This window comes from Cellulophaga sp. 20_2_10 (assembly GCF_023476645.1).
In the GTDB taxonomy this organism is placed as follows: Bacteria; Bacteroidota; Bacteroidia; order Flavobacteriales; family Flavobacteriaceae; genus Cellulophaga.
The window spans coordinates 24,447-43,854 of the sequence record NZ_JAMCOJ010000003.1; the positions used below are offsets into that span (position 1 = coordinate 24,447).

19 protein-coding genes are annotated in these 19,408 nt (G+C 32.9%); 17 read left to right on the forward strand and 2 right to left on the reverse strand.

Annotation, left to right across the window (positions count from 1 at the left end):
* Window positions 1-53 precede the first annotated feature (53 nt).
* Window positions 54-2,699 (reverse strand): DEAD/DEAH box helicase family protein, encoded by a 2,646-nt coding sequence (locus tag M4I21_RS06435; protein ID WP_249558302.1) that lies wholly within the window; start codon window positions 2,697-2,699, stop codon window positions 54-56.
* 70 nt (window positions 2,700-2,769) lie between these two features.
* Between M4I21_RS06435 and hemB the strand changes: the two genes are divergently transcribed.
* The 8 genes from hemB (at window position 2,770) to M4I21_RS06475 (ending at window position 10,798) form a co-directional block, all read left to right on the forward strand.
* Complete coding sequence (gene hemB / locus M4I21_RS06440) at window positions 2,770-3,759, forward strand: porphobilinogen synthase (protein WP_249558303.1); 990 nt, start codon at window positions 2,770-2,772, stop codon at window positions 3,757-3,759.
* A 13-nt stretch (window positions 3,760-3,772) separates the two neighbouring features.
* Window positions 3,773-5,080 carry a serine hydrolase domain-containing protein gene (locus tag M4I21_RS06445; RefSeq protein ID WP_249558304.1) on the forward strand — a complete coding sequence of 436 codons (1,308 nt, stop codon included), beginning with the start codon at window positions 3,773-3,775 and terminating at the stop codon, window positions 5,078-5,080.
* 136 nt (window positions 5,081-5,216) lie between these two features.
* Window positions 5,217-5,963: a hypothetical protein gene (locus M4I21_RS06450; RefSeq protein ID WP_249558305.1), complete on the forward strand. Its 747-nt coding sequence runs from the start codon at window positions 5,217-5,219 to the stop codon at window positions 5,961-5,963.
* An 80-nt stretch (window positions 5,964-6,043) separates the two neighbouring features.
* Window positions 6,044-7,351, forward strand: coding sequence for a short-chain dehydrogenase (locus tag M4I21_RS06455; protein ID WP_249558306.1), 1,308 nt, complete (start codon window positions 6,044-6,046; stop codon window positions 7,349-7,351).
* A gap of 180 nt (window positions 7,352-7,531) precedes the next feature.
* Window positions 7,532-8,446 carry a sialate O-acetylesterase gene (locus tag M4I21_RS06460; RefSeq protein WP_249558307.1) on the forward strand — a complete coding sequence of 305 codons (915 nt, stop codon included), beginning with the start codon at window positions 7,532-7,534 and terminating at the stop codon, window positions 8,444-8,446.
* Window positions 8,447-8,529: 83 nt separating this feature from the next.
* Window positions 8,530-9,399, forward strand: a complete 870-nt coding sequence (locus M4I21_RS06465) for a helix-turn-helix domain-containing protein (protein ID WP_249558308.1) — start codon at window positions 8,530-8,532, stop codon at window positions 9,397-9,399.
* A 114-nt stretch (window positions 9,400-9,513) separates the two neighbouring features.
* Window positions 9,514-9,783: a CBU_0592 family membrane protein gene (locus tag M4I21_RS06470; RefSeq protein ID WP_249558309.1), complete on the forward strand. Its 270-nt coding sequence runs from the start codon at window positions 9,514-9,516 to the stop codon at window positions 9,781-9,783.
* Window positions 9,784-9,913: 130 nt separating this feature from the next.
* Entirely contained in the window at window positions 9,914-10,798 is an 885-nt protein-coding gene (locus M4I21_RS06475; protein ID WP_249558310.1) for a nuclear transport factor 2 family protein, read from the forward strand.
* A 139-nt stretch (window positions 10,799-10,937) separates the two neighbouring features.
* Here M4I21_RS06475 and M4I21_RS06480 read toward each other — a convergent pair whose 3' ends face one another.
* Complete coding sequence (locus tag M4I21_RS06480) at window positions 10,938-11,321, reverse strand: winged helix-turn-helix transcriptional regulator (protein WP_283771756.1); 384 nt, start codon at window positions 11,319-11,321, stop codon at window positions 10,938-10,940.
* Window positions 11,322-11,545: 224 nt separating this feature from the next.
* Here M4I21_RS06480 and nfsB point away from each other — a divergent pair, with 224 nt between their 5' ends.
* From nfsB to M4I21_RS06525, 9 genes are all read left to right on the forward strand, one after another.
* Window positions 11,546-12,199 (forward strand): oxygen-insensitive NAD(P)H nitroreductase, encoded by a 654-nt coding sequence (gene nfsB, locus M4I21_RS06485; protein WP_249558311.1) that lies wholly within the window; start codon window positions 11,546-11,548, stop codon window positions 12,197-12,199.
* A 32-nt stretch (window positions 12,200-12,231) separates the two neighbouring features.
* Window positions 12,232-12,855, forward strand: coding sequence for a putative quinol monooxygenase (locus M4I21_RS06490; RefSeq protein ID WP_249558312.1), 624 nt, complete (start codon window positions 12,232-12,234; stop codon window positions 12,853-12,855).
* Window positions 12,856-12,867: 12 nt separating this feature from the next.
* Window positions 12,868-13,770, forward strand: coding sequence for a hypothetical protein (locus M4I21_RS06495; RefSeq protein ID WP_249558313.1), 903 nt, complete (start codon window positions 12,868-12,870; stop codon window positions 13,768-13,770).
* A 27-nt stretch (window positions 13,771-13,797) separates the two neighbouring features.
* Window positions 13,798-14,652 (forward strand): acetolactate decarboxylase, encoded by an 855-nt coding sequence (budA, locus tag M4I21_RS06500; RefSeq protein WP_083477218.1) that lies wholly within the window; start codon window positions 13,798-13,800, stop codon window positions 14,650-14,652.
* 7 nt (window positions 14,653-14,659) lie between these two features.
* Complete coding sequence (locus M4I21_RS06505; RefSeq protein ID WP_249558314.1) at window positions 14,660-15,925, forward strand: carboxymuconolactone decarboxylase family protein; 1,266 nt, start codon at window positions 14,660-14,662, stop codon at window positions 15,923-15,925.
* Between the two features lie 160 nt (window positions 15,926-16,085).
* Complete coding sequence (locus tag M4I21_RS06510) at window positions 16,086-16,604, forward strand: nuclear transport factor 2 family protein (RefSeq protein ID WP_055445952.1); 519 nt, start codon at window positions 16,086-16,088, stop codon at window positions 16,602-16,604.
* Window positions 16,605-16,643: 39 nt separating this feature from the next.
* A complete protein-coding gene (locus tag M4I21_RS06515) occupies window positions 16,644-17,585 on the forward strand; it encodes an NADP-dependent oxidoreductase (protein WP_249558315.1) in 942 nt (313 codons plus the stop codon).
* 29 nt (window positions 17,586-17,614) lie between these two features.
* Window positions 17,615-18,241, forward strand: a complete 627-nt coding sequence (locus M4I21_RS06520; protein ID WP_249558316.1) for a putative quinol monooxygenase — start codon at window positions 17,615-17,617, stop codon at window positions 18,239-18,241.
* Between the two features lie 44 nt (window positions 18,242-18,285).
* Complete coding sequence (locus M4I21_RS06525; protein ID WP_283771757.1) at window positions 18,286-19,407, forward strand: aldehyde dehydrogenase family protein; 1,122 nt, start codon at window positions 18,286-18,288, stop codon at window positions 19,405-19,407.
* Window position 19,408: the final 1 nt, after the last annotated feature.

A 19,408-nucleotide genomic window follows, 5' to 3' on the forward strand; every position in this document is an offset into this window, starting at 1 on the left:
AATTGTTACACTTTTAAGTCATTATTTTAAGAATTAACCTACTATTTTATAAATTATCTCCAGGTAGTTGCTTTTTTAGATGCATCTTTAAACTCATAAACAATGTGGGCTAACCTTGCTTTAATTAATTGCTGTCTGCCGTATTTTGTTCTGGTATATACTAAGGAAGAATTGCCCACAAACTCTTCCCAATAAAAATGAAACTTTTTGGCTTCAGCCTTGCGTTTGCAAAAAATGGTTGGTACTACATAATAGGTGCGTAAGTTCCATTTTCTTTTTAGCCAAGAGCTGTTGTCTATTAGGTATTTTGGATTTTCTACTGGTGCAATAATCTCTTCTAAGGTTGCAATAAATAAAGAACTCTCATTAGTAGTTGCACCTGTTATATAAAATGTAAAAATGCCGTTACTGTAGCGGTCGGTTTCTAGTTTAATAGTATCTAAAGGAGTTGTAATTTTATCCAATGCAGCTAAAGAATGCAATACTGCTTGGGCAATTTTTTGTGTCTTGCGTTCCATATTGCCAAACAAAAAATAAAGCTTTAGTGCTTTGTAAGCCTTAGGTATAAAACCTAGAAAAACAGCGCCAAAAAATAACGAAATAAATTGCGTTATACCCTTACTTAAAAGTATGCCAATATTTTTTAAAATAAATTCTGGTATTATGGCAAACGTGCCAACTAACACTTCTAAAACAAGATACTTAGAAGCGTTTACACTTTTTAATTTTTTTTGCTTGGTATACGGTTCTTTATAAGGGTATAAAATGTTCAATTCTCTAATAAATACATCTCCTTTACCAATGGCTTTTTTCCATCTTTTAGCAATTAGATCTCTTTGGGTTGCAATTGCAAAAGTGTCTTTGTTTAAAGTGTCTAAATCTATTTCTGGTGAATATTGTAAAGGCAAACCTAGCCTGTCTAGGCCATTAACAATATAAGGTTCTCCTTTTAGGGCAACACCCATAAAAGCATTAAATCTGCGAGTTAGTTTCTCAAGATCCTTACCGCCTTCTGGGTCTGTAGGATCTATACAGGCTAAGTGCCAAATATTACCTGTTTTGCTTTTATTGCCAACTTGAGTTCTAATTGCTCTGCCTCGCATTTGGTTAGACGATACAAACGAACCAACATAAGATGCTAGCACCAATGTGTTAATTGCAGGAGCATCCCAACCCTCTCCAAGTAATGCTTTTGTGCCAATTAGTATTTTTACGGTTCCGTTTTCAAAGAGAGTTGTAACCGCAGAAACCACAGTGTTTTTACCTTTTGTAAACGATGTTATTATAACAAAATCTTCATCTACTTCTAAAGGTTTAGCCGTAAACTCTGTTTCGTTTACTATTTTTTTTAGATTGATGATTGCACTCTTATGTAGAATTACAATAGAGCCAGTTAAAACACCTAGTTGTTCTTTTTGTTTGCTTTGCGTACGTAAATATTGAAAGATAGAAACAACACCAAGTTTGTTTAATTCTTCAAGCGCAGTACTCGTAAAAGAAAGAAATTCTTTTCGTATAAAATCGGTTAAAACAACAGCCCTTAAATCTTCTTTTAGGTTGTTGCTTTCTTCAGTAATAATAGCATTTATACTTTTTAATTTACTGGGACTATTAGCTAGTGTTCTATACAAATCTTCTACACCAACAAAATCTACTCGCTTTTTATCAAAAGCACCAATTTTGCGTAAATCTCTTTCAATGGAGTGTAGTTTTTCTTCAAAAGGTAAAAGTTGCTTTTGTTCTACAACAAGTAGTTCTTGTAGTAAAACTTGTAGCCAGTTGTAGTTTAAGTTTGGAAACTCAATTTTGTCATCATTAAAACCTAAAATTGCTATTTTTTCTTTTGGCACGACTACTTTTGCCGCATTTAAAAATATAATGATAGAGGAATAAAATAATGGTTTGCCGTAAATATTCTCTAGCTCTTCTTCTGTGTTTTTGTAAAACGGATGCTCTTGTAAAATAGTGGCGAACTCGGCATCATCTACAAGTGTATTTGTGAAATTTAAAATGTTTTCGCGGTAGGTAACAATGTACTTTATCTGCTCTTTACCTGGCTTAGAAAAATGCACATAATCTTGGTGCGGACATAAGTCTCCGTTTTTAACTAAATCCGGAACCACAATCTCATCATCTATTGGTCCGCATAAATCAAAATACTTTTTTACCTCACTAGGTTCACTATCATAAGGTGGTGTAGCAGTAAGCGATATTACCGTAATATCTTCTGCCTTTTTAATTTCAAATAAACATTTCCACCATTCATTTTTTAGGTGATGTGCTTCATCTAAAACAATAGTTTTTATGTTATTTTTCTTTATAAAATTTACTAAAGTTTCTGGATTGTCTTCCTTTTTAAAATCTTTATGCAAAGCGTGTAAAGCTTGGTAGGTCGTAAATGTAATTTGCTTTGGCTTTTTAATATTTAGAGAATAGTTTGTGTACAAATCATCCTTTAAAAAAAAGGTGCGCATCCTGTCTTTCCATTGATTTCTAATGGTTAAAGAAGGTGATAAAACCAAGGTAGTTTGGTTTACACGTTTTAGCATTTCTAAGCCTAAAATGGTTTTTCCAGAACCGGGAGGTGCAACCACATGCAAATGTTTGTCGCTTATGTGTGTCTCAAAATTATCTAGGAATTTTTTCTGATAAGTACGCCAAGTAAACTTAAATTGTAAAATGTTGTTAATAGTACTCAAATGAAGGCTGTGGTTTCTTGATCTTTGGTTGATATTAAGTAACTTTGACTCTACTAAAGTAAACAAAATTATGTATCCAATTATTAGAAACAGAAGATTACGTAGTAATGAGGTAATCCGTTCTATGGTTCGTGAAACCATTATATCTCCAGATGATTTTTTAGTGCCGCTTTTTGTGGTAGAAGGTAAAGGTATAAAAGACGAAATACCGTCTATGCCAAATTACTTTAGGTTTAGTTTAGATTTATTAGAGAAAGAAGTAAAAGAGCTTTGGAAAATGGGCCTAAAGTCGGTTTTACTTTTTGCTAAAGTCCCAGATAATTTAAAAGATAATAAAGGAACAGAAGCTTTAAACCCAGACGGATTAATGCAACGCGCTGTAAAAACAGTAAAAAATGCGTGTCCGGCTATGTTGGTGATGACAGATGTTGCTTTAGATCCTTACTCGTCTTATGGTCACGATGGTATTATAGAAGATGGTTTGGTGTTAAACGATGAATCTGTTGAGGTACTTACAGAAATGAGTGTTTCCCATGCAGAAGCAGGTGCAGATTTTGTTGCTCCTAGTGATATGATGGATGGCCGTATTTTAAGCATACGTGAAGCTTTGGAAGATGATGGTTTCCATAACACCGGTATTATGAGTTACAGTGCCAAATATGCTTCAGCTTTTTATGGTCCTTTTAGAGATGCTTTAGATTCTGCGCCAGTAGATGTAAAAGACATACCTAAGGATAAGAAAACATACCAAATGGACTATGCAAACCGTTTTGAAGCAATTAGAGAAACAGAAATGGATATAGACGAAGGTGCAGATATTGTAATGATAAAACCGGGACTTTGTTACTTAGATATTGTACGTGAAATTAAAAACGAAGTAGATGTGCCAGTGGCGGTTTACCAAGTTAGTGGCGAGTATGCAATGGTAAAAGCAGCAGCAGAAAAAGGCTGGTTAGACCATGATGCAGTGGTTATGGAACAACTTACTGCAATAAAGAGAGCAGGAGCAAATATTATTGCAAGCTACTTTGCTAAAGATGCAATTCGTATTTTAGGATAAAAATATACCTTTTATGAAAAAACAACAGCAGACTAAAATAGTGTTAACAATACTACTTTTTAGTGTGCTGTTTTCATTTGCACAAGACTTAACTACGGGTAGTATAACTAAGGCAGGGTTAGATTCTGTTTTGGTTTATAAAAAGGTGGACTCTATTATGAAACTAGGAATTGACAATGACGCTTTTCCTGGTGCACAACTTCTGGTAGCTAAAGACTCTAAAATTATTTTTCATAAAGCATATGGGTACCACACGTATGACAGTCTGCAAAGAGTACAATTAACAGATGTGTATGATATTGCTTCGGTGACAAAAATAACAGCTGCTTTACCAGCATTAATGAAGCTTTATGATGAGGGTAAGATAAACTTAGACGTGCCATTTAGTACCTATTGGAAACCTTGGAAGCATAGAGCAGATAAAAAGCATATTACCCTAAGAGAGATACTAGCACACCAAGCAGGTTTAACCCCTTATATTGTTTTTTTAAATGATGTTTTAAAGAAAAACGGGAAGCTAAAACGTAGGTTTGTTAAAAATAAGCCTAGTAAAAAATTCTCTAAAGAAGCATATAGCGGTTTGTATGTAAAAGATAGATTTAAGAATAAAATGTATCGTAAAATAAACAGATCTAAAGTAGCAGAAGAAAAAACATACAAATACTCTGGGCTCACTTTTTTGCTATATCCAGAGCTAGTACAGCAAATCACTGGTGTTAGTTATAATACATATTTACAACAAAATTTTTATACTCCTTTAGGACTAAATACAATGGGTTTTCTACCCAAAAAGGGAGGACATAGTTATGCAATTGTACCCACTGAAATAGATACCGTTTTTAGAAAAGAACTTACTCGTAATTTTGTGCATGATGAAAACGCAGCACTTTTAGGAGGTATATCTGGTAATGCAGGTTTGTTTGCTTCTGCAACAGATTTAGCTAAAATTATGCAGATGTATGTGAATTACGGAGTGTATAACGGCAAACGCTATTTTTCTGAAGCTACGGTAAAAGAATTTACACGAGTACAGTACCCAGAGAACAACAACAAAAGAGGCTTAGGTTTTGATAAGCCTACATTGGGTAATGATACATTGCCATTAGCAAAAGCATATCCTGCACCAGAAGTTAGTAAAGAGAGTTTTGGACACGCTGGTTTTACAGGAACATTTGTTTGGGCAGATCCTAAAAACAAACTCGTTTTTATTTTCTTGTCAAACAGAGTATACCCAACCAGAACCAACAGAAATTTATATACACTAAATATTAGACCAGCACTACAGCAGGTTTTTTACACTTCAAAAAAAGAGACAAATTAGTCTGTTTTAACTATTAAAAATACTTGCGCTTACAACGAATAAAGGTTCAAGTCTACCAGAAATACATACACACTATAGTATTCTAAAAATATTATATAGTTTAGTTTTATAAATAACCTATTTAACCAAACTATATATGATACAGTTTTTAAGAAACATTCTAGGACTTGGTCCTGCAGAACCAACCAAATTGCGTAAAAAGCCAGAAGAGGTAGTAGTAAAGTCAGCAGTGAAGGAGATGGTTGAAGATGAGTTAGAAATGGATTTCACTAGTATTTATCCGTATTTGGTTTCTCAAAAAACACAAGAGCTAGATTTGGGAGGTGAATTAGTCTCAGTTTTTCATAAAACAGAAAATAGTTATGCTCCTATTGTTCAGGCTTTTGTTATGATGAATATAGGTAAGATTGATGAAAATGGAGAGGTAGATATTTTTCATTTAAAAACAAGTAATAAAACGGAAGATGATTACGAAATGTTTGATAAGCATAGTCTAATCAATTTAGATAATTTAGAATTACCTTTTGTGTTTTGGGATTTCTCTGATGAAAAAATAGAGTATGATATTTTATCAGTTAAAATAGCTGCACTTGCTAGTGAAAAAATACTAAGTAAAAAACACATGTTAGAGGCGCATAAAATGCTAAATTCTAAGGAACTTTTGGTTTCAATACCAAGAAAAGGACTCATTTTTGTGTGCTCTAATTTACTAGATAAAGAACATATTACACATTTTATGAATTTACATGCATACGCTATCTTATCTGATAAACATGACCTTGAAGTATTATGTGAAGATCTTTTTGTGGTTGAAGAAGGAGAGGTAGTCAATGTTATAGGTATTACTCAATTATCTGATGTTCTTAGAGAAGGGAACTCTTAATAATCCCGTTAAACAGGGTATAATTGTATAAATTATTCTTTTAATTTTACACTTTACTGCATCAACCTTAAAAATTATCTATGAAAAAAATATTACTACTATTAATTGTAATACTATTTAATAGCTGCTTTGGCGGAGAAAAAACAGATGAAGAGCTGTTGGCTATAGACAAAGAAATGCTTGCAGAGAGTATGGAATCTGATAAGGTTTTGTCTTATAAATTTGCGAAAATAATAATTAGGGCTTCTGCTGCAGAAGATTCTATTTCTCCTGAATTTACAGAGTTTAAGTCGGACTTAACCAAGATCTTTAATACAATTTCTGAGCATAATGTAGAGGGGTCAGAAGGTTTGTCTGTATTGGATTATATTTCTATTTACAGAGATTATAATAAAATGAAAGATTTTATAAAAGAGGCAGATGAAGATGATTTTCCAACCTTGTTAGAAGTTTTTAGTGCTGCAGATGCTAAGTCATCTGGACAAAAAATTAATGTGCCAAAAGGAATAGCTAAGGATTACCTGCAGAATATTGAACATTCCGTTTTAAGTGCAATTGTAGTATTAAGTAGGGATATTGGTAAAGATGTGTCTTTGTACGAGTGTTTTAAAACAAAACCAGAGTTACTTCCAGATTCAGAAGTAAAAACACTTTTACAGTATTTTAGAGGTTTTGTGTTTTTTGAAAAAAAATTACATTATTTATCAGAAGATGAAATATCTAGAAATATAGATTGGCTAAACGCTAATGAAGGTATAGACTTACCATTAACAAGACTAATGTTTCAATGGGGTAACTTAAGTAATAAAGAAACGTATACTGGACTTCATTCTTTAAATTATCTATTTAGAGGTTGTAATAGGTTAATGATGGAGCGTGATATTGATGAAGAACGTGCTTTAGAAGATTTTGAAGTCTTTTTAGACGATTCTAAAAAGATTGGATTGGATAACGAGGTTATATGGTCTGTAGAGTCTTATTTGTATCTTAAAAAAGAGAAAAACGATAAGGCAATTGCCGCTTTAAAAAAATTGAAAACTAGTGATTTACTTTCCTCAGATGAAAAAGAAAGGATAGATGAATCTATAGAATATGTAAAAAATAGAGAGTCCGGTAAAGTGTTAAACGGTTTTTACGATAAATATTTTTTAGGTAAAATAACTACAAAGTATATGCTATCTCTTTTAGCAGAAATAGATTGGCAAAAAATAATGGAGGAGCAAAACGTGCCGTATACTAAAGAAATGTTTGCCACTGTAGATAATTTTAAAAGCTTTATAGAAAACTACAATAAATACACAAGCTCGGAAAACCTAGAAAAGGCAGGAGACGAAATTATGAAGCAAGGAGAAGGACTTTGGGATAAAACCAAAGGTTTATTAGATTAGGTAACTATTTCCCTAATTCCATTTTTTATTATAAATGCCCAAAATGAGCTAAAAAACACATTTTGGGCATAGTTTTTTCATAAAAGTATCAATATCTCACCGAATATAACAATATAGTGTTTAGTAATATTTCTACTTTCGTAGGTGTTAAATTCTTCAATCTATTCTAAATTACACGGTATGAAAACTACTTTTTTAAAGTATCTAATCGCTTCTAGTATTGTATTTGCCTCTTTTGGTGGTGCTTCTTTTACGACAATAAAAATGGCTGGTAACACTGAAAAGTCAATCACAAAATTTAGTATAGATAGCACCGATAATTTTGATCCTAATTTTCATATTTACCTGTGTTTTGGACAATCTAATATGGAGGGTTCTGCAACAATAGAGGAGCAAGACTTAATAGGAGAAGATCGTTTTAAAGTATTACAATCTTTAGATTGTGATAATCTTAAAAGAGAAAAAGGAAAATGGTACACCGCTGTACCTCCTTTAACACAGTGCTACACAGGATTGTCTCCTGCAGATTATTTTGGTAAAACTATGGTTAAAAACCTGCCAGATAGTATTAGTGTAGGGCTAATAAGTGTAGCTGTTGGTGGTTCTGATATTAGATTGTTTGATAAAGATATTCATGCAGATTATGACGACACTTATAAGGAAGATTGGTTTACAGATAAAATTAAAGCTTACGGAGACAATCCTTATCAGCATTTAATACAACTAGCAAAACAAGCGCAAAAAAGAGGTGTTATAAAAGGCATTCTTTTGCATCAAGGAGAAAGCAACACGGGTGATGAAAATTGGCCATTGTATGTAAGTACTATTTATAATAATATGTTAGCAGATCTTGGGTTAGATGCTAGTAAAGTTCCTTTGTTGGCTGGTGAAATGGTACATAAAGAGCAAGGAGGTAAGTGCGCAAGTATGAACCCAATTGTTAATACGCTTCCACAAACTATACCAACAGCCTATGTAATAACCTCTAAAGGCTGTGAAGCAAGGAAAGACAGTGTGCACTTTAACTCTGCTGGAGTAAGAGAACTAGGAAAGAGATACGCACTTAAGATGCTTTCGTTAAAAGAAGAATATTAGTGTAAAAACCTTGTCGTACTTATCTAATATGTTAATCTAAAAAAATAACATACTTTTGGTTTTTTAGATTAACACAAGGACAGGTGGCATCAGATATACAAAAATACGGTTTTAAAGAGGGGTTGCCGCACGAGTTTGAGCTTGCTAACCTTGGTGAGTTGTATGCTAATTTCTTTGATGATTTAATTGTACCGCATAGAACAGATTTCTATCAAATTATATGGTTTAAAAAGGGTAAACCTAGACATATGGTAGATTTTAACCCAATAGAAATACAACCAAATTCCATACTGTTTGTAGATAAAAATAGCGTTCAATGTTTTGATGAAAATGAACCTATAGATGGTGAAGTACTTTTGTTTACAGATAATTTTTTCTGTAAAACAGAAGATGACACAAAGTTTTTAAGAAGTAGCATGCTTTTTAACGACCTGTATTCTATATCTACTATAGAGATTAAAGAGTTGAGGTCTATTTTTGATAGCTTTTTTAAACTAATGAAGATAGAGTTAGAGAACGATTTAGATAATTATCAGTCAGATATTCTTAGAAATCAGCTAAAAAATTTACTGCTAATATCAGAAAGAGAAAGACAAACTCAAAATAGTGCTATTATTAATAAAGGACCAGATTTAGATTGTGTAATTAAGTTTAGGGATCTTTTAGACAAACAGTTTCAGTTACAAAAATCTGTAGCGAAATATACAGAGCAGTTAAACGTTACTCAAAAACGTTTAAATTCTGCTACATTAAAGGTAATGGATATTACTCCAAAGCAAATGATAGACGCTAGAGTTATCTTAGAGGCTAAGCGTTTATTGGTGCATACTTTAGATAGTGTAAAAGAAATAGGGTATACACTTGGTTTTGAAGAGCCTACAAATTTCGTGAAGTACTTTAAAAAACACCAAACAGTTACGCCAATAGAATTTAGAAATAAGTTTGGCAACTAGTTTTTATGGCGCAAAAATACCATTTTAAACTGCTTTTTTATCATAATTAATTAATTGCCTTAACGCAAATTTGCTTCTTAGTTTAATCACAATAAAAGAAACAAATTTGAAGAAATGAAATTGTTAATAGATGTTATAGGGTGGTCAGGTTCTGGCTTTTTAATTCTTGCTTACGGACTAACATTAGTAGAGCATAATAAGTATGTTAATTACGCGAAATACTTAAATCTTTTTGGAGCGCTTTTAATAGCCATAAACTGTTATTACTATAACGCAATACCTTCATTTGTTTCTAATTTAATTTGGTCGGTTATGGCTACTTTAACCATATATAAAACAAAAAAGCGAGAACGTTATTTTGTTAAAGCTAAGTTTAAAATGTAAGTTCTTTTATTTAGTTAGTGCGCTGTTTATTAGTGAATTGTTCTTTGCTAAAAATTACCATACTATGGATTTTTTGTATCATCATATATCTTTTTTGTAGCAACATCTTTGCATCAAAATAAAAACAATTATGAAAAAATCTATACTTACAGGAACTGTGGTGTTGGCAATTTTAGCTACGTCATGTAAAACAACTGAAAACACCAATTCAGAATCTAAAAAAGAAGAAAAAACGATGGATGTATCTAATCAAGAAAAGACCTTAGCGGTTTTAAAAAGCATTGAAACAGGGGCTCAAGAGCCAGTAGCATACATTAACCCAACTACATATATTCAACATAATTTAGGTGTTGCAGATGGTTTAGCAGGTTTTGGTGCTTTATTGGAAGCGTTACCTCCTAATTCTGCTAAAGTGAATACAGTGCGTGCTTTTACAGATGGTGATTTTGTTTTTGCACAAACAGAATATGAGTTTTTTGGACCTAAAATTGGCTTTGATATTTTTAGATTTGAAGACGGTTTAATTGTAGAGCATTGGGATAACTTACAACTAAATACGGGCAAGCCAAACCCAAGCGGACATACCATGATAGATGGCGCAACTGAAATTACGGATTTAGATAAAACTGATGCGAATAAAGAAATCGTAAAAGGTTTTGTTACCGATATTCTTATGAATGGTGATATGACAAAAATTTCTGGTTATTTTGATGGAGATAACTACATACAACATAATCCAAATATTCCTGATCAGCTTTCTGGTTTAGGAGCAACCTTAGAAGCATTGGCAAAACAAGGTATTTTTATGAAGTATGACAGAATACATAAGGTATTAGGACAAGGTAATTTTGTATTAACAGTTAGTGAAGGTCACTTTGGTGAAGATCATAATTCTTTTTACGATTTGTTTAGAGTAGAAAATGGCAAAATAGCAGAGCACTGGGATGTTGTTGAAAAAATAGCACTTAAAGAAGATTGGAAAAATCAAAATGGGAAATTCAATTTTGCTAAGTAATTTCTAGACTAAACTATGAATCTAATTATACCTTAAAAGATGAAGGGTTATGAAGAAGATTTGGTGTAATTTGAATAGTAGTCTGTAAAAAATGCAGCCCTTGGGCTGCATTTTTTTATTTTCTAGATTCATTTTTTGTTTATTCGTCAAACAAAAACTCACCTTTTGTTTCTGCGGCGTGTAAACCCCATTCAACTATTAGGGTTAAAATAGGCGTAAGCGTTTGACCAAATTCGGTAAGGGTATATTCCACTTTTAAAGGTGGTTTTTTAGTGTAAACTTTTCTGCTTACAATACCATCAGCTTCTAGTTGTTTTAATTGCAAACTTAGGGTGCGTTCTGTAATACCCGGTATTTCTTTACGTAACTCGTTATACCGCTTCTTATTACTAGTTAAATGTGTAAGTATAACACTCTTCCATTTTCCACCAATAAGTTGCATAGCTGCGCTTGTTGGGCAAAAGGATATTTTATCGTTGATTTTAATCTTTGGTTTTTTTTCAAACAGTTCTTTTCTGTCCATTTCTAAAGTATTTAATATGGCACAAAGGTAGTATGCTTTAATTTAGTATGCAACTATACTTTTTATAGTAAAATATTTTTATTATATTTCATTGTATATCAGTGTTTTGTGTTTTTATGTTTGTGCTATACTTTATGACCGTTATTGCGCAATTGTTAAACTATATATACATTTGCGCTATAATTTTGATAGTATTAATAATCAGCAACTTAAAATATAAAGATATGAATCTAACAGAAGCCTTAAACAGCCGCTATACCGTAAAAGAATTTGATGCGACAAAAAAAATATCTAATGAGGATTTTGAACAAATCAAATCTTTGTTGCGTTTAAGTCCATCTAGTATAAACCTACAGCCTTGGCATTTTATAATTGCTGATACGGCAGCTGGAAAAAAGCGTATTGCAAAAGGCACAGAAGAAACCTTTCCTTTTAATACACCAAAGGTTTTGGATGCTTCTCATGTAATTGTAATTGCAGCAAAAACAAATGTCGATGAGAATTATATAAAAAGCATTCAAGATAAAGAAGACGAAGATGGGCGTTATGCAAAACAAGAATATAAAGACCAAGCTTACGCAGGACGTATGATGTTTGCAAATCTGCATCGCTATGATCTAAAGGATGTACAATCTTGGATAGAAAAACAAGTGTACCTTAATATGGGTTCTTTATTAACAGGTGCTGCAGTTTTAGGCATAGATGCTTGCCCAATGGAAGGTGTAGATGTAAAAGCTTTAGATAAAGAGTTTGGCTTACGTGAAAAAGGGTATACAGCATTAGCTGTTGTGTCTTTAGGATATAGAAAAGATACCGATTTTAATGCGAAGCTTCCAAAATCGAGATTTTCAGAAGAAACCATAATTACCAAATTATAAAATAAACAAGAACACTATAAAAACACATAATTATGAAAAGCACAATAGTAAAATTCACAGCAAAACCAGAACACGCAACTAGTTTTGCAGCAACCTTAAAAGAAGCACAAGCAGCAACACAAAAAGAAGCTGGTAATAAAGAAATTAAAGTATTTGTATCGAATACAGATGCCAATGTATTTTTTGTTTACGAACGTTGGGCAGACAAAGCAGCAATAACATCTCACGATAACGAGCCGCACACAAAGAAGTTAATGAAAGTAGGGCAAACAGCATTAGCAGGTGCTCCAGATTTTTATTTCTTAGGTGATACTAATCCGTTACCAGACCATTCTAAATCTGCAAATCCGGAAGATGAAGTATTTATCATATTCTTCATATTTAAGTTGAAAACAGAATTTAGAGCACAACTTTTAAATCAGTTTGAAGATCATATTACAAATACCAGAAAAGAGGAAAAAGGAAATATTCTTTTTGACTTATACACAGTAGACGACCAAGAAGATACATTGGCTGTTTATGAGCATTGGAGAAAAGAATCTGATGTTTGGGATATTCATTTTCACCAACCTTACGCAGAAAAAACAGGTAAACTTATGGAAGAAGCTGTTGTTGGAGATTTAAAACAGTATATGAATTTTGTAACTGAAATTTAAAATTTTTTTAAAATGAAAAATATAATTACAGCACTAGTTTACGGAATTATCGTTGCAGTTGGTATTCAGGAGATTTCTGCTCAAGAACCTAGTATGAGAACTTTTAATGAAAACACAAAAGCAGTACAATTAGATAAGGGTATGATGCAAATTTTTGATTACGGTGAAACTAAAGTTCACGTTTACGAAACCAAAGGTTTTTTTAATACACACGCTTTTTTTATTGAAAAAAACGGAAAAGGAGTATTGATTGAAACACCACCAATGAAAGATAATTACAAGGAGCTTGTAAATTATATTGTTGGTTTAGGTTACACAAATATTGATGTGATGGTTTCTTATCATTTAATAGGAAAGCACTTTTTTGATACGGATAAACTAAAATTTAACCATATATATTCTAATCAAGAATCTTTAGATTATATGACGAATTCTGGTAATGAATCGCTCTCAAAATTAGCAGAAGTTTCAGGTGAAGATCTAGACGAAACTACAATAGTACCAACCGATTTGCTAGAAGCAGGAGCACAAGAAATTTCAGGAATTCCTTTTATTATTACGCCAACTGGTTTTGGTTTTGATGTAGAAATGCCAGAAATAAAGGCTGTTCACTTGCATATGGTTGGGCACGATAACCATACTATGATTTTTAATTCAGAATTTATAGATACCGTAATTAACGAGCTTTCTGCTTTTCAAGAAAAAGGGTATACCACCTATTTTTCTTCACACAGTGCACCCGAAACTTCGGGAGATGTGACCATTAAAATCAACTATCTTAAAGAGATGAAAGCTATTCTTTCAGCTTCTAAAAATAGCGAAGAATTTATTCAGAAAATGGATAAAGCCTATCCTAATTTTGGATGGAGAAACTACTTATTAGGAAGTGCAAATATGTTGTTTACTGAAAACTAATTCAGTTAAACAAAAAAAACTACTATTATGAAAAAACTAATACTACTATTTTCGTTGGCGCTTTTAGCAAGCTGCGGAAATGAGACTAAAAAAGAAGCAACGTCAACTTCGGAAGAAGGACACGGACATTCACATTCTCAAGTTACGGACGAACACGGTTTGGCGCCTCATACCGAAAATACCATTCACCAATATGCACCAACGGTTGCCTTATTAAATAGTATCTACGAAGGTAATATTACGCCGCAACAAATGGTACAACAGGGTAACATTGGTATTGGAACCGTAAATCATTTGGCTGGCGAATTGGTTGCTGTAGACGGAGTTGTCTATACAATTGATGCCGAAGGCGGAATAGCAGAAGCACCGGAAGATTTAGAATCTCCGAATATGACGATGATAAATTTTCAACCGAAACAAACGGTAACTGTTGAAAATATTGAGTCTTATGAAGACTTAACTAGAGAACTTCAAAAGTATTCAACCTCTAAAAATAGCTTTTATGCTTACCGAATTAAAGGTGAATTTAAGCACTTAAAAATGGCTTCGGCGCATAAAGTAGAGAACGAAGATGTGTCTTTATTTGAATATTTAGACACACGTGTAATGTATACTAGAGACAACATTAAGGGGACTTTGGTTGGCTTATTTACACCAGATTATTTAGGAAATATTGTAATTCCTGGAATGCATTTTCACTTTTTATCAGACGATATAAAATTGGGCGGACATTTAGAAGACATCAAATTTGATAAACTTTCCATTGAAATTCAAGAAGTAAACCAAGTTAATTTACAACTTCCAGAAACAGAAAAATTCAGGAATAAAGATTTAAAACAAGGTGCAGCACCAAAGGCTACAGCAAAACAAAACGGAAAATAATAAGATTATGAAAAAGTACATAATTTTAGTTTTAGCATTGTTTTTCTCTTTTGCGAGTATTGCACAAAACACAAAAGAAGACAACTATAAAACAGGCGTAAAAATTGTAAATGAGGTAAATGGCGATGGCGCTTCAAAAGGTTTGGAAGCCGCTTTTAAAAGCGTGTCTCCAGATATGGCAGATTATATTATTCGTTATGGTTTTGGAGAAATTTATAGCAGACCGGATTTAGATTTTAAGACAAAAGAATTACTAATAATAGCTAGTCTTACTACACAAGCCAATGCAAAATCGCAATTAAAGTCGCATATGAAGGCTGCACTTAACCTTGGTGTAACTCCAAATGAGATTTCTGAAACGATGATTTTGTTGAGTCTCTATACTGGTTTTCCGGCTGCAAACAATGGAATCTTTGCTTTGAAAGAAGTTTTAGATGAAACTAATTATGTTGCCTCTTCTAAAATAAATTCTACGGATCAATTAATTAAAAATTGGGAATTAGAGGGTTTTGCTATGCCAGAATCTATAGTAGCTTCTCCAACTGAAGATTGGTTGTATGTTTCTAACGTAAATCAGAATGAAAAAGGATATATAAGCCGAATTACAAAAGCTGGTAAAGTAGATAATTATAAATGGGTAACAGGGTTAAACAACCCTGCTGGTTTAGCTTTATACCAAGACAAATTGTATGTAGGTGATGGTAAGGAACTTCATATAATTGATGTAAAAAAGGGTAAGCTGATAAATAGCTTTACATCAACAGATGTGGTTTCATTAAATGATGTTGTAGTTTCTAAAACAGGACAGGTTTTTATCTCTGATATTGCAGGCGGAAAAATTTTCACTTTAGAAAATAACAAACTAGTAGTTTGGTTTCAAACACCAGAAATTAAGCATCCAAATGGAATTTTCATCCAAGATGATAATTTAATTATTGCTGATTTTGGTGCAGAATTATCATTAGAGTTAACTCCAGATAAGTATGGTAGTTTGTATAAAGTCAACCTAAAAGACAAAACAGCTACGATGATTAAAAGTGCGTATCAATTAGGTGCTTTAGATGGTTTAGCAGCAGTTAAAGATGGGTATTTAGTTACAGGCGGTACGGTTAGCGATTTGTTTTTTATTAATAACGATACTCGCAAAAGAGTAGGAACATTTCCTAAAGGATTAGCAGATATAAGTATTGAAGGTAATACGCTATATGCGCCAATTCTTTTTAGTAATAAAATTGAATCTTTTTTACTTCCTATGGTTTACGATAAAAAGTAAGGCGTGCTTTGTTAATTAAATCATAAAATATTGATATTAAATAAATTACGGACACAATACACCATTAAAGGTACATTATTTACCATTACTAAACTACAAGACATTTATAGATTTGTAGTGTCATTAAAATTAACAAATAACTAAAATTAAAATTAAAATTATGAAAAAAGTACAACTAACAGTAGTCTTAATTGGTGCTATCTTATTAGCATCTTGTTCTGATAATTCTGGGGAATTAAAAAAATTAAATGAAAACATTACAAATTTGGAATCTAAAATAGAAGTTCAAAATCAGGAGCAAGCGACTTTAGAGGCAAACAAAAAAGTAGTAACAGATTTTTATCAAGACCTCTTCGGAAACCAGAATTATCAAAACATAGATAAATATGTTGGTCCGGTTTACATTCAGCACAACCCTAATGTTGCAGATGGTAGAGAAGCGCTTAAAGAAATGTTACCTATTTGGTTAAAAGATGCTCCTAAATTTAAACTCAACTTCAATCTTATTGTTGCAGAAAAAGACCTAGTTTTTGTACAAGTAATTACAAATAAAGAAGGTGATAGAACCTCTACAATGGATGTTTTTAGAATTACAGACGGTAAAATTTCTGAACATTGGGATGCGTTTAACACCTTCAATAAAGGAGATAAATCTGCGAACGATAATCCTTTATTTTAATCAAATTCATCAAATATAATTTTTTAAAAAACACACAATATGAAAGCTATAGTATTAACAAAAGCAGGAGGACCAGAAAACCTTCATTTAGCAGAAGTAGAAAAGCCAAGCATAAAAGAAAACGAAGTGTTAGTTGCTGTTAAAGCAATTTCATTAAACCCTGCAGATGTAAAACCAAAGTACGCTGACAAAATGTTGGATTCAATGTACGGTAAAAATCGTCCAGTTATTTTAGGATGGGATATTGCAGGAACAGTAACTGAGGCTGGTACAGCCGTTACCGATTTTAAAGTAGGTGATACTGTTTTTGGGATGGTAAACTTTCCAGGAGCAGGTAAAGCATACGCGGAATTTGTTGCAGCTCCAGAAGCTCATTTAGCACTTATGCCAAGCAACGTTTCTTTTGAAGAAGCTGCTGCGACCACTTTGGCTGCTTTAACTGCTTTGCAAATATTATCTGGTAAAGTTAATAAAGGCGATAAGGTATTAATCCAAGCGGGTTCTGGTGGCGTAGGTCATTTTGCAATTCAAATAGCAAAATGCTTCGGAGCATATGTAATTACAACTGCTTCAGCAAAAAACAAAGAATTTGTATTATCTATTGGAGCAGATGAAGCTATTGATTATCATACCCAAAATTTTGAAGAGGTGTTGTCTGATATAGACTTTGTTTTGGATACTCAAGGTGGTCAAGTATTAGTGAACTCCACTAAGGTTTTAAAAGATGGAGGAACAGTAATTACCACTTTTGGTATGGATATGCCCGAGGAAGCTAAAGCTATAGCAGAGAAAGAAAACAAAACGGTTTCTAATATTTTAGTGCATTCTAGCGCTAAAGATATGAACACTTTAAAAGGAATGTTAGAAAGCGGAGCTATTAAACCAAACATCTATAAAACGTTTGCTTTTGAAGCTATGGCAGACGCACATAGAGAAGTAGAAAAAGGAAGAACGGTTGGCAAAGTGATTGTTACTCTTTAGAATTAATCAATAATTTAAAATCAAGTAAGATGATAAAAATTATAGGTCAGTTTGAAGTAAAACCAGCATTCCGTTCTCAATTTAAAGAGGCTTTAATTGCTGTTAAAAAGGGAAGTGCTACAGAACCAGGATGTTTGGGCATTCGCTTGTTTGAAGACAAGCAAAACCCTAATATGTTTTTTGGATATGAATTGTTTACCGGAGAAGAGGCTGTGGCATTTCATCGTTCTCAACCCTACGAACTAAAACTAGCAGAATTAGCAAATGAAGCACTTGTAAACCCACCTAAAGCTTATGTTTTGGTTGGTGAAGTTTCCGAAGAAAAAGGAGTTGAAGAGTTTAGCAGTACTGCAAATTCAGCAGAACTACGTGTTATTGCTTTGTTTGATATTAAAGCAGATGAAAACAAAAAACTGATCGCACAATACGAGAAGCAAATTCCGAATGTGCGAGCACAAGATGATTGTGTTTCTTTCAATGTATACACGGTTTTAGAAAATCCAAATCAGTTGGTAGTTATTGAGGAATGGAAAACGCAAGAATTTGCACAAAAATTTTCTACAACAGACGCACTTTCTATGGAAACTGGTAAAGTGTTATCAGAAATAGTAGAACGTCCTATCCCAGAATATTTACATCAAGTAAACGAGATATAATAATTATTGGTTATTAAAGATAGTAATCAAAAAAAACACTAAAAATGAAAACACAAGAAGAATTACCTAATTACACCAAAAAAATATTTGTTGGTGGCGAATGGAAAGACGGAAAAGGACCAGTAATAAAAGATATTAACCCTTGGAATCAAGAGGAATTATTTTCTTTAAGTAGTGCAACAGAAGACGATGTAAATGAAGCTTTTGAAACAGCTGCTATTGCACAAAAAAAATGGGCTGCAGTATTACCTCCAGAAAAGAGCAGAATGATGCAAAAACTAGCTACGGTTGTTAGAAATCGTAAACAAGAATTTGCAGAATGGGCACGAAAAGAAGTAGGAGCAACTTTGGCAAAAGGCTATTTTGAAGCTGAGTTAGTAGCTAGTGTTTTTGAAAGCGCTGTGCATTTACCATTATTAGTAGAAGGTAAAATTTTACCAAGAGATATAGAGGGTAAAGAATCTATTGCAGTTAGAAAACCATTAGGGGTTATCGGGTTAATTTCTCCTTGGAATTTCCCAGGACAATTAACAGCTCGTACTTTAGGTCCTGCCTTAGCAGTTGGTAATGCAGTGGTTTTAAAACCAGCATCAACATCTATAGTTACTGGAGGATTAATTTTTGCTTCATTTTTAGAAGAAGCAGGTTTCCCTAAGGGATTATTAAGTGTATTGCCAGGTGGAGGAAGTACTATTGGTACTGCCATTACAAAGCATCCAATCTCAAAATTAATTTCGTTTACAGGTTCAACTCCCGTTGGTCGTCAAGTAGGGCAAAATGCGTTGAGTGCTGATATTATTAAAAATATCGAATTAGAATTGGGAGGTAATAGTCCGTTTGTAGTACTTGAAGATGCAGATATTGATCAAGCTGTAGAAGCTGCTGCTTGGGGTAAATTTATGAATCAAGGTCAGATTTGTATGGCGATTAACAGAATTATTGTAGAAGATAAAGTTTATGATGAATTCACAGAGAAGTTTATCGCCAAAGTAAAAACCTTAAAACGTTTAGATATGAATGATCCAGATACGTTTGTAGGACCAATTATCGATCAAGCACAATTTGACACCGTTAAAAATTTAATAGACGAAGCTAAAGCACAAGGTTATAAAATGGCTTTAGGTGGTGAAGCAGATGGTTTACATATGCACCGCACGTTTTTGTAGA

Coding starts and splice junctions, on each gene's coding strand:
- hemB (WP_249558303.1), top strand. CDS start 2,770: ATGTATCCAATTATTAGAAACAGAAGATTACGTAGTAATGAGGTAATC.
- M4I21_RS06445 (WP_249558304.1), top strand. CDS start 3,773: ATGAAAAAACAACAGCAGACTAAAATAGTGTTAACAATACTACTTTTT.
- M4I21_RS06450 (WP_249558305.1), top strand. CDS start 5,217: ATGATACAGTTTTTAAGAAACATTCTAGGACTTGGTCCTGCAGAACCA.
- M4I21_RS06455 (WP_249558306.1), top strand. CDS start 6,044: ATGAAAAAAATATTACTACTATTAATTGTAATACTATTTAATAGCTGC.
- M4I21_RS06460 (WP_249558307.1), top strand. CDS start 7,532: ATGAAAACTACTTTTTTAAAGTATCTAATCGCTTCTAGTATTGTATTT.
- M4I21_RS06470 (WP_249558309.1), top strand. CDS start 9,514: ATGAAATTGTTAATAGATGTTATAGGGTGGTCAGGTTCTGGCTTTTTA.
- M4I21_RS06475 (WP_249558310.1), top strand. CDS start 9,914: ATGAAAAAATCTATACTTACAGGAACTGTGGTGTTGGCAATTTTAGCT.
- M4I21_RS06480 (WP_283771756.1), bottom strand. CDS start 11,321: ATGGACAGAAAAGAACTGTTTGAAAAAAAACCAAAGATTAAAATCAAC.
- nfsB (WP_249558311.1), top strand. CDS start 11,546: ATGAATCTAACAGAAGCCTTAAACAGCCGCTATACCGTAAAAGAATTT.
- M4I21_RS06490 (WP_249558312.1), top strand. CDS start 12,232: ATGAAAAGCACAATAGTAAAATTCACAGCAAAACCAGAACACGCAACT.
- M4I21_RS06495 (WP_249558313.1), top strand. CDS start 12,868: ATGAAAAATATAATTACAGCACTAGTTTACGGAATTATCGTTGCAGTT.
- budA (WP_083477218.1), top strand. CDS start 13,798: ATGAAAAAACTAATACTACTATTTTCGTTGGCGCTTTTAGCAAGCTGC.
- M4I21_RS06505 (WP_249558314.1), top strand. CDS start 14,660: ATGAAAAAGTACATAATTTTAGTTTTAGCATTGTTTTTCTCTTTTGCG.
- M4I21_RS06510 (WP_055445952.1), top strand. CDS start 16,086: ATGAAAAAAGTACAACTAACAGTAGTCTTAATTGGTGCTATCTTATTA.
- M4I21_RS06515 (WP_249558315.1), top strand. CDS start 16,644: ATGAAAGCTATAGTATTAACAAAAGCAGGAGGACCAGAAAACCTTCAT.
- M4I21_RS06520 (WP_249558316.1), top strand. CDS start 17,615: ATGATAAAAATTATAGGTCAGTTTGAAGTAAAACCAGCATTCCGTTCT.
- M4I21_RS06525 (WP_283771757.1), top strand. CDS start 18,286: ATGAAAACACAAGAAGAATTACCTAATTACACCAAAAAAATATTTGTT.